This window comes from Pseudomonas abieticivorans (genome assembly GCF_023509015.1).
In the GTDB taxonomy this organism is placed as follows: domain Bacteria; phylum Pseudomonadota; class Gammaproteobacteria; order Pseudomonadales; family Pseudomonadaceae; genus Aquipseudomonas; species Aquipseudomonas abieticivorans.
Genome location: NZ_CP094975.1, coordinates 3,424,750 through 3,439,283, shown reverse-complemented (window position 1 = coordinate 3,439,283; position 14,534 = coordinate 3,424,750). Strand labels below are relative to the sequence as shown.

Here is a 14,534-nt window from a genome sequence, read left to right as displayed (position 1 = left end):
ATAAATCCGCCCCTACACGCAATAGCGTCTGTAGGAGCGGATTTATCCGCGAACAACGGTATTACAGAACGTCGAGCAGCTCGACGTCGAACACCAGCACGCTGTGCGGCGGGATGCTGCCCACGCCTTGAGCGCCGTAAGCCAGTTCGCTCGGCACGTACAGGCGCCATTTGCTACCGGCGTTCATCAGTTGCAGCGCTTCGGTCCAGCCAGCGATAACGCCGCCGACCGGGAATTCCGCAGGCTCGCCACGCTCGTAGGAGCTGTCGAACACGGTGCCGTCGATCAGGGTGCCGTGGTAGTGAGTGCGAACGCTGTCGTCACGCGATGGCTTGGCGCCCTCGCCTGCGGTCAGCACTTCGAACTGCAGGCCCGAGGCCAGGGTGGTGATGCCGTCACGCGTGGCGTTTTGCGCCAGGAACTCAAGGCCAGCGCCAGCGGCAGCTTCGGCCTTGGCAGCGGCTTCAGCCTGCATCACTTCACGGATAACCTTGAAGCTGGCCGACAGGTCTTCCTGGCTGACACGGCTGGCTTGGCCATTGAAGGCGTCGGTCAGGCCGGCCAGGATCGCGTCCAGGGCCACGCCTGGTGGCGGGTTGTCACGCAGCTGGTCGCCCAGCTGGCGGCCGATGCCGTAGCTGACGCGAGTTTCGTCGGTGCTCAGATTTACTTCGGACATGTCACTGCTCCGCTGTAGGGCCGCGCTGAAAACACCCCGCGTGGGGATGCCAACTGCGGCGCGCCCTGACTAAAAGGGCGAGCAGCCTAGCACGCTCTAATGCGTGGCGCGAAATGAGATCGGCACCTTCAGGTCCTCTTCGGCACTGTCACCCAGGCCGCACATTTCGTCGTGCACGGATTTATGGATCAGGTGGAAGGGCAACACCGGCACCAACTGGAGCATTTGCCGCGCATGCTCCACCGAACGCAGGTGAATGGCGTGGCCGGGCTTGTCGTGAAGCACGTGCACCTTGCCGTGCATGCGGGCTTCGAGCAGGTAAATGCCACCTTCGAGGGAGATCAGGTTGAGCTCGTCGATCTGGCCGGCTTTTGCGTGGGTGGTCAGTTCCTGAACGTTCATGACTGCACCTTCTTGTTGGAAGCGGGTTGTACGCAGTTTATTTTTTGTACAGGAATGCAGAAAGCACAAGGCGGCCGGACGACCGCCTGTCTATTAGCTCAAAACACTCAATGCTTGGTGAGCTTGTCGAGGTAGCCCATGGCAAAGGCCGAGATGACGAAGGTCATGTGGATGATCACGTACCACATCAAGTACTGCGGTTCGATGTTCTTGGCGTCCATGAACACCCGCAGCAGGTGAATCGAGGAAATTGCCACGATCGAGGCTGCCACCTTCATCTTCAGCGACGTGGAGTCCATCTTGCCCAGCCAGCTGAGCTTCTCGACACCATCGTCGATATCCAGTTGGGAAACGAAGTTCTCGTAGCCGGAGATCATCACCATCACCAGCAGGCCACCCACCAGCGCCATGTCGATCAGCGACAGCAGCACCAGGATCAGCTCCGACTCGGCCATGGCGAAGACGTTGGGGATGACGTGAAAGATTTCCTGGAAGAACTTCAGTGCCAGGGCCAGCAGGCCCAGGGACAGGCCGACATAGATCGGCGCCAGCAGCCAGCGCGAGGCGTACATTGTTCGTTCGATAAAGCGTTCCATTACCACTCACACAAGGCCAGAAATGGGCTCGATTATACCCATTGGCTTGGCATGAGTAAGCCTGCGACCCCCTGTCGCACGGCCCAGTTTGTAGTAGCGGATTCATCCGCAAAAAGGTCTGCGCGGTGTATCAGGCATATCGCGGATACCTTTTCGCGGATGAATCCGCTACTACCGGTGGGTTACACCCCGTTACCAATTAATGCTCGGGATGAAACTGGTAGTCGCCGATGTTTCGCGTTCGCTCGCCGTTCATCTTGCGCAATTCGGCTTGCAAGTGCAGGCACCAGATCTGCGGGTCGTGGGCCACCTGATAGCCGTGCAGGGTCAGGCTGTCGACGATGGCATCCATCACTGACTCGGCCACGAAGGGCCCGGCAAAGGGCCCCTGGCATTTGATCGCGGAAGGTTGTTCGCCGGACATTCCGGCAGCAAACAGCAAGGTCCACATGCCTGTGTCGCCGGCAAGGGGGCGGATGCTGCATTCGATGCGGGTCACCAGACCCAGGCATTGGCGGGTGAGGCAGAGGCTGCGCGGCATGGCGAAGTCCCTCGGATGAAGCCTTTCTTCAGCCCGCAGGGGGGCTGTTTCAATCCAGCGACCAGTGGATATCCTTGAGCTGAGAATAGAAGAAATCCGCCACGCGCAAGTTCTTTCAGAATGGTCGGGCGCCGAATGGTCGTTCGGCACCCACCATCGGCCTACACCGGTTTGACTTCAGCCAGTTCCTGCTGCAGCAACTCCTTTTCGGCTTCCTTGAGGTCATCTTCACTGATCATTTCGGCAATGGCACGCAGGCGCTCCACCACCCGACCATTGACGCTGCCCTCGGGGAAGTTGCCATCCTCGTCCGGCGCCCCCGCAGGTTCGCCCACCAGCAGGCTCAGGGCCTCGTCGGCCTGGCGCACCGCATACACGTGGAACTGGCCGTTGCGCACCGCCTGCAAGACTTTTTCGTCGAGCATCAGGGTCGCGACGTTGGCCTGGGGGATGATCGCGCCCTGCTCACCGGTCAGGCCGCGGGCTTCGCACAGGCGGAAGAAGCCTTCGATCTTCTCGTTGACCCCACCCACCGCCTGCACTTCACCGAACTGGTTGATCGAACCGGTAATGGCAAAGCATTGCTTGAGTGGGGTTTTCGACAGCGCCGAAATCAGCGTGCAGGCCTCGCCCAGGGAAGCGCTGTCGCCGTCCACGTAACCGTAGGATTGCTCCAGGGCGATGCTTGCCGAAATCGCCAGGGGGAATTCCTGGGCATAGCGGCTGCCCAGGTACCCGGTGAGGATCATCACGCCCTTGGAGTGGATTGGCTGGCCCAGGTTGACCTCGCGCTCGATGTCGACGATGCCGCTGCCACCGGGGTATACCGTGGCGGAGATGCGCGCCGGCACGCCAAAGGCCGAATCACCGACTTCCAGCACCGTCAGCCCGTTGCACTTGCCCACGGCAGCGCCAGCGGTGTCGATCAGGATGATGCCGGCCAGCATGTCATCGAGGATGCGCGCCGATACCCGACCGGTACGGGTGGCCTTGGCCTTGAGCGCACGCTCGATATGGCCGGCGTCGGTCATCTCGTCGCTGGCCAGGTGGCGGATGAAATCGGCTTCGCTGACCAGTTGGAACAGGTCGCCGATGCGCGCCGACAAACGCCCCTGGTGCTCGGCCAGGCGCGCGCTGTAGGTTGCCAGGCGCGCCACGGCGTCGGCGGTCAGCGGCGCCATGCCCTCTTCCGAGGTGCGGGTCTTGAGCAACTGGGCGAACTGCTCCAGGCTCTCGTCGACCATGGGGATGTCTTCGTCAAAATCCACCAGTACCCGGAACATCTCCTGGAAGTCCGGGTCGGCGTCCTGCAGTGCGTAGTACAGCTGGCGCGCGCCGATGATGATCACCTTGACCTGCAGCGGGATGTGCTGCGGCGTCAGCGTCACGGTGGCCAGGCGGCCGAACTCGCCCAGCGGCGACTCCATCTTCAGCTTGCGCGATTGCAGGGCGCGCTTCAGCGCATCCCACACAAAGGGCTCGCCGAGCATTTTCTCGGCTTCCAGGATCAGGAAACCGCCGTTGGCGCGGTGCAGTGCACCCGGGCGCAGTTGCCGGTAGGTAGTGAACAGCGCCCCTTGGTCATTGCCGTATTCGATACGGCCGAACAGGTTGTCGTAGGTGGGGTGCGGCTCGAACACCACCGGTGCGCCACCGTTGATCGGGTGGCCCACCACCAGGCTCGGGGCGTATTGCTCCTCGAGCAGCTTGCGCGCCTGGGCGTCGGTCTTGGCGTCGTCCACCAATTGCTCGACCACGGTTTTCAGCAAGTACACCTGCATGGCTTGCAGGTAGGCGCACACCGCGGCGTTCTCCGCGTATTTTTCCGACAACGGCGCCAGCAAAGGCTGAAGGGCCAGGGTGATGGTTTCTTCGTTCAACTGGCGCAACTGGTTGCCCGACTCGCGCTTCCATTGCGGCAGGCTGGCCAGTTCTTCATTGAGGCGCTCCTCCAGCTCCGAGATATCGGTGTGGAAACGCTCGCGATCGGCTTCCGGCAACTGGGCGAATTCGGCTTCGTCCAGGGCCTTGCCATCGAGCATCGGAGTAAAGGCGATGTTAGTGCTGTCGCGGTACAGGGCCACGTCCTTTTCCAGGGACAGGCGCTCGATCACATCCAGGGCGCGGTCATAGCGCTGGTTGAAGGCGCGGTCGATGGCGCTCTTCTTCTGCTGGTAGGAGGGGTGTTCGAACACAGCTGGAAAGGTCGACAGCAGGTTGTCGATCAGCCCATTGATATCGGCGATGAAGGCCCCCGCGCGGCCCGGTGGCAGCTCCAGGGCTCGCGGTTCACGGGGTTCGTCGAAGTTGTTGACGTACACCCAGTCGGAAGGGGTTTGCAGCCGCTTGCCTTCGGCTTTCAGGTAGCGCTTTACGAATGAGAACCGGCCGGTGCCGGGCTCGCCCATGACAAACACGTTATACCCAGGGCGAGGCATGGCGACGCCAAATTGCAAGGCTTCGACAGCACGTTCCTGGCCAAGCACACCGCGAAAGGGCTCCAGATCATTGGTGGTGGAGAAGCTGAACTGTTCAGCGGAAAACGGACGTGTCAGCGCTTCTGGCGCAAGACGCAGGCTGGCAGCAACAGGATCAGGCATCGGGCATCCTTACTTCGGCGGGGCAGATGACGGCATTCTGGCGCTGAAGCGCCGCAAGCTGCAAGCTGAAACCCGCAAGTTGAGCGCGGCGGCCTTCGCTTGACGCTTAGCGCTAAAAGCTTGCCGCAGGCCAAAAAATCACGGAACTGCGAGAACCTGCCTAAACTCCAAACTGCGCGACTGGGTAAATAACCGGTCCACCCTGGAGCCGAGACGTGCCAGGCAACCCTGACCTATGGTTTGCACATCAAAAAGAGAACAAAGCTATGAAACGGATTCTTCTGGGTACCTTGATCTCCGTAGCCTCGCTCCATGCCATGGCCCAAGCGCCCGGCGGACCGGACTGCGGTTGGGGCAACATGCTGTTCGAAGGGCAGCGCGGCACCCCGGCTCACTTCCTTGCATCCACCACCAACGGCACCTCGGGCAACGCCACGTTCGGCATGACCTCGGGCACCAACGGTTGCTCGACCAACGCAGCGCTGACCTACGGCGGCAAGTCCTGGATTGCCATGAACGGCATGATGGACGAGCTTTCCGAAGACATGGCCAAGGGTCAGGGCGAAGCGCTCACCACCTACGCGGTGGTACTGGGCGTTGCACCACAGGATCGCGCCTACTTTGAATCCGTGACCCATCAGCACTTCCAGGAAATCTTCAAGACCGCCGACGTGACCGCCGACGACGTTCACAGCAACACCATGGCGGTGCTCAAGGGCGACTCTCGCCTGGCCAAATACGCCACACAAGCCTAAGCTCGAACCCACCCACCCCTTCACGGGGGTGGGCTTGGCCTTGCCTGCGAACAGCCGACCAACTTCCTGAATTAGTTGCCCGACATGCTAAAACGCCTGGCCTTTATGGCGCTCTGTGTGTGCGCCCCGCTGCATGCTGCTCCCTTCGTCGACAACGCGCGTTTACAGCAACTGGCCAATGATCCGTACTGGATCTCCCTGGGCCACTATGAAACCGGCAAGCTGGGTGGCTGGCGCAGTTACGTCGATGATGACAAATTCTTCCTGGCCGCCGACGGCGCGCATCATCCGGATGCGGAACTGGCAGCCACGCTAAAGGCCCTGTATGCCCCGGCCAGCCTGGGCGACAAGCACGCCCAGTGCACCTTCCCGGCGCGCACCCGCTGGCTGCGCAGCCAACTGCAGCTCACCGACCTGCCGAGCGTGGACTGCACTGAATTCAACCAGTGGTTCAAGGACGTGGCGCCCCACAGCGCGGTGTTGATTTTCCCGGCGGCCTACCTCAACAGTCCCTCGTCGATGTTCGGCCACACCCTGCTGCGCATCGACCAGGCCGACGTGCAGCGCGACAACACCGCCCTGCTCAGCTACGCGATCAACTTCGGGGCCTACATCGAGGGCAGCGACAACAGCATCCTCTATGCCTGGAAAGGCCTGATGGGCGGCTACCCAGGGCTGTTCGCCATGGTGCCGTACCAGGAAAAGCTCTCCGAATACCGCAGCCTGGAAAACCGCGACCTGTGGGAATACCGCCTCAACCTCACGCCTGAAGAAACCTCGCGCATGGTCGAGCACGTGTGGGAACTGCGGCAGATCCGCTTCGGTTATTTCTTCTTCGACGAAAACTGCTCCTACCGCCTGCTCGAACTGCTGCAAGTGGCGCGGCCCAGCCTGAAACTGACGCCGCAATTCCAGCTCACCGCCATCCCTACCGACACCGTGAAGGCAGTGAAACAGGCAGGGTTGGTGGAAAAGATCGACTACCGCCCTTCCCGCGAACGCGAACTGCTGGCCCGGGCCAAGCCACTGGACCCCGAAGAGCAGCAATGGGTGCTGCAGATCGCCGCCGATACCGACCTGCTGCAGAGCACCGGCTTCAAGGCCCTGCCGCGCCCGCGCCAGGCGCTGATCCAGGACGCGGCATTTCGCCTGGAGCGCTACCGTGCCACCGCCCAGGAACGCGATAAAAGCCGTACCCAGCGCAGCTTCCAGTTGCTCAAGGCGATCAACCAGAACCCACCGCCGCCCTTGGACATCGAGCGCCCAGGGCTGCCGGAAGACGGCCACGACTCGCGCACCTGGCAAGTGGGTGCCGGCAGCCGTGACAACCGCGCCTTCGCCGAATACGGCCTGCGCATGGCCTACCACGACCTTAACGACAACGCCTATGGCTTTCCGTTGGGCGCGCAGATCGAAATCCTTGGCCTGAAGGTGCGCCAGTACGAAGGCAACCACTGGCAATTGCAACGCCTGGACCTGGCCACCATCCGCTCCATGACGCCGCGCAACGAACTGCTGCAACCCCTGAGCTGGCAAGTGACTGGCGGCCTTGAACGGGTGCTGGGCAAGCATGGCGACGAAACCCTGGTCAGCCATGTCAACGGCGGCGCCGGCGGTACCTGGCAACTGGGCGACAACGCCCTGGGGTTTGCCCTGGGCACGGTGCGCGTGGAACACAACAATGACTTTTCGGCGTTGGTGTCTCCTGCCGCCGGCTTTGATACCGGCCTGCTGTGGCGCAACCCGCTGGGCAACTTGAGCTTAGAGGCCAAGGGCGATTACTTCACCAACGGCGAAGTGCGCCGCACCCTTAGCCTGAACCAGCAATGGGAGCTGTCGCGCAACCTGGGCCTGCGCCTGAGCGCACAGCGCGACTTCAGCCAACTGACGTCGGCGCGCAATGAGGTCATGCTGGAATTGAAGTGGTACCACTACTGAGCCAACGGATTTATCACATGGGCTTGACGCGCCCTGCACACGATCACTTCTAGACTCTGATTAACCGCGTTGATTTGTTCGCGGATAAATCCGCTCCTACAGGCCTTGCATGCTGTTGTGGGGGCGGATTTATCCACGAAAAGAACGCCGCTGTGCTTCAGGAGAAACCGCGTTGAATTTTTCGCGGATAAGTCCGCTCCTAAAGGTATGGGGTGCGAGGAGAGTGATCATGTGGCGATGGATGGTGGTGGGTGCGTGGCTACTGTTGGCGGGTTGTGCTTCGACCCACGACACCATGGTGCAACAAGGATACCCACCGGCCTTCGCCGATGGCTTTCAGGATGGCTGCGGCAGTGGTCGCCAGGCCGCAGGCTCGATTACCGGGCAGTTCACCAAGAATGTGCCGCGCTATTTGAAAGACAAGCAGTACAGCACCGGCTGGGATGACGGTTTCCGCCAATGCCAGGCCAGCGTGCAAAACCATAATAACGATGACTGGGCCACGCAGCATGGCGATGACCGCGAGCGGGCCTGGCAGCAGCAGAAAACCCAGGGTGAAGGGCGGGCTTATCATCCATGAGCCGAGCTTTCGTCAATGAAGACCAGGCCGCCGCCCAGGCCAACGCCCCTGTCGAGCGCCGGGTCAGCGAGCAACCCAACTACGTCACGCCCCAGGGCCTGCTGGAACTGCAAGCGCGCTTGCAGCAATTGCTGGCACAAACCCCGGGCGAGAACGATGCCCAGCGTCAGGCCGACTTGCGCTACATCACTCAACGCGTGCAAAGCGCCCAGGTTATTCCCACGCAGAACACCACGGGCAAGGTGCAGATCGGCAGCTGGGTAACCTTCGCCGACGAGCATGACAACACCCAGCACATCGCGCTGGTGGGCGAAGACCAGGCCGACGCGGCCAAAGGCCTGATCAACTGGGGATCGCCGCTGGGCAAGGCACTGCTCGGCGCCAAGGTCGGGGACGAGGTGCGCTGGCAGCGCCCGGCCGGCGATGTGCTGATCGAAATCATCGAGATCGCCCAACAACCTGCGTAAACCGCAGGCATAAAAAAACGGAGCCCGCAGGCCCCGTTTTTTACTGTTGCCTTACGCCAGTTTCTTGTGGCGTACGCGGTGCGGCTGGGAAGCGGCATCGCCCAGGCGTTTCTTGCGATCGGCCTCGTACTCGGTGTAGTTACCTTCGAAGAAAATCGCCTGCGAATCGTCTTCGTAAGCCAGGATGTGCGTGGCCACACGGTCCAGGAACCACCGATCGTGAGAGATCACAATGGCGGCGCCAGGGAAGTCCAGCAGCGCTTCTTCCAGCGAACGCAGGGTTTCGACGTCGAGGTCGTTGGACGGTTCGTCGAGCAGCAGGACGTTGCCACCCTCCTTCAGCGTCAGGGCCAGGTGCAAGCGGCCACGTTCACCACCGGACAGGTCCTTGACGAACTTCTGCTGGTCGCCGCCCTTGAAATTGAAGCGCCCCACGTAGGTACGCGACGGGATCTCGTAGTTGCCGATGCGGATCTGGTCCGAACCGTCGGAGATCTGCTGGAACACAGTCTTGCTGCCGTCCAGGTCGTCACGGCTCTGGTCCACGCAGGCCAGTTGCACGGTGTCGCCGATTTCGATGCTGCCCGAATCCGGTTGTTCCTTGCCCATCAGCATGCGGAACAGGGTCGACTTACCGGCACCGTTACCGCCGATCACGCCGACGATCGCGCCTTTTGGCATGGCAAAGGACAGGTTGTCGATCAACTGGCGATCGCCGTAGCCCTTGCTGACGTTCTTGAACTCGATGACCTTGTCGCCCAGGCGTGGGCCAGCCGGGATGTAGATCTCGTTGGTTTCCGAACGCTTCTGGAATTCCTGCGATTGCATTTCTTCGAAGCGCTGCAAGCGAGCCTTGGATTTGGACTGGCGGGCCTTGGCGCCTTTGCGCACCCACTCCAGTTCTTCCTTCATGGCTTTTTCGTGGGCCGACTGCTGCTTGGACTCCTGCGCCAGTCGATCGGACTTGGCTTCCAGCCAACCCGAATAGTTGCCCTCGTAAGGGATGCCCGCGCCGCGGTCCAGTTCCAGGATCCAGCCAGCCACGTTGTCCAGGAAGTAACGGTCGTGCGTGATCGCGACCACGGTGCCCGGGAAATCGTGCAGGAAGTGCTCCAGCCACGCCACGGAGTCAGCGTCCAAGTGGTTGGTTGGTTCATCGAGCAGCAGCATGTCGGGGGCCGACAGCAACAGGCGGCACAGGGCCACGCGGCGCTTTTCACCACCCGACAGGAACTCTACCTTGGCATCCCAGGCCGGCAGGCGCAGCGCATCGGCGGCCACTTCCAGTTGGCGTTCCAGGTTATGCCCGTCGCTTGCCTGCAGGATGGCCTCGAGCTTGGCCTGTTCGGCGGCCAGTTTGTCGAAGTCGGCATCAGGTTCTGCGTAGGCGGCGTACACCTCGTCCAGGCGAGCCTGGGCATCCTTGATTACACTAACAGCTTCCTCGACCACTTCACGCACGGTCTTGGTAGGGTCAAGTTGTGGCTCTTGCGGCAGATAACCCACGTTGAGCTCGGGCATCGGGCGTGCTTCGCCGTCGAATTCCTTGTCGACACCGGCCATGATCTTCAGCAAGGTGGATTTGCCCGAACCGTTCAGGCCCAGTACGCCGATCTTGGCGCCCGGGAAGAACGAGAGGGAGATGTTCTTGAGAATTTCCCGCTTCGGCGGAACAACTTTGCTCAGCCGATGCATGGTGTAGACGTATTGAGCCATGGAAAACCTGGTGTCTGTAGACAGATGAAAAAAGTGCGAAAGGAGAGTCGGGCGCTGCAACTCCCCGAAGAATGCCAAAGCTACCGGAATGCGCGTGGCAGGGCAAACGGGCGACGAACAGAGCTGGCACTTTGCCATAACTCAAGGCATGCTAGCCGCCCTTCGGGCGTCAGGCTTATAGTGCACGGCGTTTTGTCCGAATCGTGGTTACCCCGATACGTGACCCGGATCGTTTTTACCTGCCACCGCCCGTCAGATCGCAGGATCACAGTTTGACCAATCTCTCCCAACCGTCACCCCTGCGACCGGCGAACCGTGCCAATGGCGAACCCCTGCGCGGCACCTTGAAAGGCGCCCTGGCCCTACTGGTACTGCTGCTGGTGGCGCTGCTGTTCTGGCAGTTGATCGATCAATACCAGCGCACCGTGGCCGAACAACGCCGGCACACCATTGAACACAACGCCGTGCAGGCCGACTACACCCGCCTGAACCATGGCGCTCAACAGCCAGATTGCGCTCAACCAATTGCAGGCGAGCGCCCCAGCGCCTTCGGCCCACGACAAACAGATCATCGCCACCACCCTGCGCCAGGCCCTGCCCCACCTGCAGAGCGTCACCTGGCTGGACGCCAATGGCGTGGGCGAGGAACCCGACGCCGACGCCCAGGCACTGATCGAGCACAGCGACAACCAGGCGTTCTTCTACAGCAATAGCCCGGACCGCCAACAGGTGTTGTTGCTGCTGCGCCGGCCCGGGCAACCGACCAGCGGTTATTGGTTGCTGCGCATGAGCGCCAACGTGTTGCCGCTGTTCACCCGCCAGATCAACCAGAAAAATGGCCCGCAGTGGCTGCTGGAAAACGCCCGGCAAGGCCAGGTCATCTACCGCGACGCCCCCCAGGCGACCGACTTGCCGGCCCTGACCGAGCGTGAACAACGCTTGAGCGTGCGCGTATCGCCCTTGCCCAACAGCGACTGGCAACTGCACAGCCTGTTCGACCCCCAGCAGGCGCGCCTCAAACTGCTGCCGGCCCTGGTGGGCAAATGCCTGGTGGGGTTGATCTGCTCGCTGTTCCCGTTCCTGGCCCTGGTCAACCTGCGCCGCCGCCAACGCGCGCTGCAAGAAGGCCGACGGCGTTACCAGGACATCTTCGACGGTACCGGGGTGGCCCTCTGCGTGCTCGACCTGTCGGGGCTGCACGGTTTCCTGGGCCGCCAGCAACTGCACAGCCAGGCCGACTTCGACCGCTGGCTGCTGGCCGCTGGCGAACAGCGCTTCACGTTGCTGGAGCAATTGCGCATCACCGAAGTCAACACCATCGCCCTGGGCCTGCTCAACGTCGACGCAAGCCAAGGTGCCTGGGAGCGGCTGATGCATGGCTGCCCGCTGAATGCCGACAGCGTCTGCTACCGCATCGTGCACGCGTTGCTGGGCCAGGCCAAACAGCTGGAAATGGAACTGCAGATTCATGATCGTACCGGCCAGGCACAATACCTGTGGCTGACCGTGCGCCTGCCCGAGCAATCGCAGGACTACTCGGCGGTGATCCTGAGCATCAATGACATCACCAGCCGCAAGCAGGTCGAACTGTCGCTGGTGGAGCGCGAAAGCTTCTGGTCGGACGTGGTGCGCACCGTGCCCGACCACCTGTACGTGCAAGATGTACTCAGCCAGCGGATGATCTACAGCAACCACCACCTGGGCCAGACCCTGGGCTATGGCAAGGCAGAGCTGGCCGAGATGGGCGAGTACTTCTGGGAGATTTTGCTGCACCCCGAAGATGCCGATGACTACCATCGCATGCGCCTGGAAAGCCGCGCCCACGTCGACCTGCAACTGCTGCAGTGCCAGTTGCGCTTTCGCCACAAGAATGGCCGCTGGCGGCGCTTCGACATCCGCGAGCAGGTACTGAGCCGCGACAGCAACGAGCAGGTCACGCGCATCATCGGCGTGGCCAAGGACGTCACCGACCAGATCGAAGCCAGCGAGTCGTTGCGCGACAGCGAGCAGCGCTACCGCATGCTCGCCGAAAGCATCAGCGACGTGATCTTTTCCACCGACAACCTGCTCAAGCTCAACTACGTCAGCCCCTCGGTACAGGCGGTGCTGGGCTACGAAGTGGACTGGATATTCGACAACGGCTGGCAGTCGATCATCGCCAACCCGCAGCAATTGAACGGCATTTTCAGCCTGATCGAACGGGTCAGCCGGGTGCTCGACAAGCCCGAACAACTGGCCGAACTGCGCAGCCAACTGACCACCCAACTGTTCCTGCTCGATTGCCTGCGTGCCGACGGGCGCAAGATCCCGATCGAACTGCGCCTGGTACTGGTGTGGGACGAACACAACACGTTCGAAGGCATCCTCGGCGTTGCCCGTGACATCAGCCAGCAACGCCGCGCCGAAAAAGACCTGCGCATGGCGGCCACGGTGTTCGAGCATTCCACCTCGGCGATTTTGATCACCGACCCTGCCGGCTACATCGTCCAGGCCAACGAGGCCTTCAGCCGCGTCAGCGGCTACGAAGTGGCGCAGGTATTGGACCAGCTACCCAATATCCTCACGGTGGACGAGCAGCAGGAAGCCCACCTGCGCTATGTGATCAAGCAGTTGCATCAAACCGGTACCTGGGAAGGCGAGGTATGGCTCAAGCGCCGCAGCGGCGAGCACTACCCGGCCTGGGTGGGCATCACCGCGGTGCTGGACGACGAAGGCGACCTGGCCAGCTACGTGTGCTTTTTCAGCGACATCAGCGAACGCAAGGCCAGCGAACAGCGCATCCACCGTTTGGCGTACTACGACGCCCTGACCCACCTGCCCAACCGCACCCTGTTCCAGGACCGCCTGTACACGGCACTGCAACAGGCCGAACGGCAGAAGTCCTGGGTGGTGCTGATGTTCCTGGACCTGGACCGTTTCAAGCCGATCAACGACTCCCTGGGCCACGCCGCCGGCGATCGCATGCTCAAGGACATGGCCACGCGACTGCTGGCCTGCGTGGATGACGACGACACCGTGGCGCGCATGGGTGGCGACGAGTTCACCCTGCTGCTGCAGCCACGCGTCAGCCGCGAGATAGCCCTGAACCGCGCCATCAGCGTGGCCGAGCAGATCCTCGCAAGCCTGGTGAAACCTTTTGTGCTGGAGAACCGCGAGTTCTTCGTCACGGCCAGTATCGGTATCGCCCTGAGCCCCCAGGACGGCAACGAGCTGAGCCAGCTGATGAAAAACGCCGACACGGCGATGTACCACGCCAAGGAGCGCGGCAAAAACAACTTCCAGTTCTACCAGGCCGACATGAACGCCAGCGCCCTGGAGCGCCTGGAGCTGGAAAGCGACCTGCGCCATGCCCTGGAGCAACAGGAATTCATCCTGTATTACCAACCGCAGTTCAGCGGTGACGGCAAGCGCCTGACCGGTGCCGAAGCCCTGCTGCGCTGGCGCCACCCGCGTCGCGGGCTGGTGCCGCCAGGTGACTTCATCCCGGTGCTGGAAGAACTCGGCCTGGTGGTGGACGTCGGCGACTGGGTGCTGCGCGAGGCCTGCCGCCAGTTGAAAACCTGGCACCAGGCCAAGGTGCGCGTGCCCAAGGTCTCGGTCAACATTTCGGCACGGCAGTTCTCCGATGGCCAGCTAGGTGAGCGCATCGCCAGCATCCTCAAGGAAACCGGCCTGCCGCCGGCGTGCCTGGAGCTGGAGCTGACCGAAAGCATCCTGATGCGCGAAGTCAACGAAGCCATGCAGATCCTCGACAGCCTGAAGAACCTGGGCCTGAGCATCGCGGTGGACGACTTTGGCACCGGCTACTCGTCGCTCAACTACCTCAAGCAGTTCCCCATCGACGTGCTGAAAATCGACCGCACCTTCGTCGACGGCCTGCCCGAAGGCGAACAGGACGCGCAGATCGCTCGCGCCATCATCGCCATGGCCCACAGCCTGAACCTGGCGGTGATCGCCGAGGGCGTGGAAACCCACGAGCAGTTGGAGTTTTTGCGCGAACACGGCTGCGACGAGGTGCAAGGCTACCTGTTCGGCCGACCGATGCAGGCCAGCCGGTTCGAGGCGCAGTTCAGCAACGATGCCCTCTTCATGTTCGACTGAAGGTCGGCATTGGCTTCTTCACGGATAAATCCGCTCCTACAACATTGCCCGTAGGAGCAGATTTACCGCGAAGAAGCCACCTCGGTCGACATGAACACCACTCGTCCACGCAATGACTCCCTTTCATATGCCAGATAAAAGCCGATGGGGTAGAATGCC

General features: G+C 61.7%; 10 protein-coding genes and 1 pseudogene. 5 read left to right on the top strand and 6 right to left on the bottom strand.

Annotation, left to right across the window (positions count from 1 at the left end):
- Positions 1–61 precede the first annotated feature (61 nt).
- From bamJ to L9B60_RS15710, 5 genes are all read right to left on the bottom strand, one after another.
- The gene (bamJ, locus tag L9B60_RS15730) at positions 62–679 is read right to left on the bottom strand and encodes a BamJ family beta-barrel-assembly machinery protein (protein WP_249671577.1); all 618 of its coding nucleotides are present in this window, start codon (positions 677–679) and stop codon (positions 62–64) included.
- Positions 680–775: 96 nt separating this feature from the next.
- Complete coding sequence (locus L9B60_RS15725) at positions 776–1,081, bottom strand: DUF6482 family protein (protein WP_249671576.1); 306 nt, start codon at positions 1,079–1,081, stop codon at positions 776–778.
- A gap of 107 nt (positions 1,082–1,188) precedes the next feature.
- Positions 1,189–1,677: a TIGR00645 family protein gene (locus tag L9B60_RS15720; RefSeq protein ID WP_249671575.1), complete on the bottom strand. Its 489-nt coding sequence runs from the start codon at positions 1,675–1,677 to the stop codon at positions 1,189–1,191.
- Positions 1,678–1,876: 199 nt separating this feature from the next.
- Positions 1,877–2,218: a PA4575 family protein gene (locus tag L9B60_RS15715; RefSeq protein ID WP_249671574.1), complete on the bottom strand. Its 342-nt coding sequence runs from the start codon at positions 2,216–2,218 to the stop codon at positions 1,877–1,879.
- Between the two features lie 161 nt (positions 2,219–2,379).
- The gene (locus L9B60_RS15710) at positions 2,380–4,818 is read right to left on the bottom strand and encodes a Lon protease family protein (protein WP_249671573.1); all 2,439 of its coding nucleotides are present in this window, start codon (positions 4,816–4,818) and stop codon (positions 2,380–2,382) included.
- Between the two features lie 266 nt (positions 4,819–5,084).
- On the opposite strand from L9B60_RS15710, the gene L9B60_RS15705 reads away from it, so the two are divergent.
- The 4 genes from L9B60_RS15705 (at position 5,085) to L9B60_RS15690 (ending at position 8,558) form a co-directional block, all read left to right on the top strand.
- Positions 5,085–5,573, top strand: a complete 489-nt coding sequence (locus L9B60_RS15705) for a DUF3015 domain-containing protein (RefSeq protein ID WP_249671572.1) — start codon at positions 5,085–5,087, stop codon at positions 5,571–5,573.
- 84 nt (positions 5,574–5,657) lie between these two features.
- Positions 5,658–7,511, top strand: coding sequence for an Lnb N-terminal periplasmic domain-containing protein (locus L9B60_RS15700; protein WP_249671571.1), 1,854 nt, complete (start codon positions 5,658–5,660; stop codon positions 7,509–7,511).
- A 229-nt stretch (positions 7,512–7,740) separates the two neighbouring features.
- Positions 7,741–8,091, top strand: a complete 351-nt coding sequence (locus tag L9B60_RS15695; RefSeq protein ID WP_249671570.1) for a hypothetical protein — start codon at positions 7,741–7,743, stop codon at positions 8,089–8,091.
- Positions 8,088–8,558 (top strand): GreA/GreB family elongation factor, encoded by a 471-nt coding sequence (locus tag L9B60_RS15690; protein WP_249671569.1) that lies wholly within the window; start codon positions 8,088–8,090, stop codon positions 8,556–8,558. The genes L9B60_RS15695 and L9B60_RS15690 overlap by 4 nt, the downstream gene beginning before the upstream one ends.
- A 51-nt stretch (positions 8,559–8,609) precedes the next feature.
- Here the strand turns inward: L9B60_RS15690 and ettA are convergent, their stop codons facing one another.
- Positions 8,610–10,274 carry an energy-dependent translational throttle protein EttA gene (ettA, locus tag L9B60_RS15685; RefSeq protein WP_249671568.1) on the bottom strand — a complete coding sequence of 555 codons (1,665 nt, stop codon included), beginning with the start codon at positions 10,272–10,274 and terminating at the stop codon, positions 8,610–8,612.
- 272 nt (positions 10,275–10,546) lie between these two features.
- Between ettA and L9B60_RS15680 the strand changes: the two are divergent.
- A pseudogene (locus tag L9B60_RS15680) lies at positions 10,547–14,375 on the top strand (sensor domain-containing protein).
- The last annotated feature ends 159 nt before the right edge of the window (positions 14,376–14,534 follow it).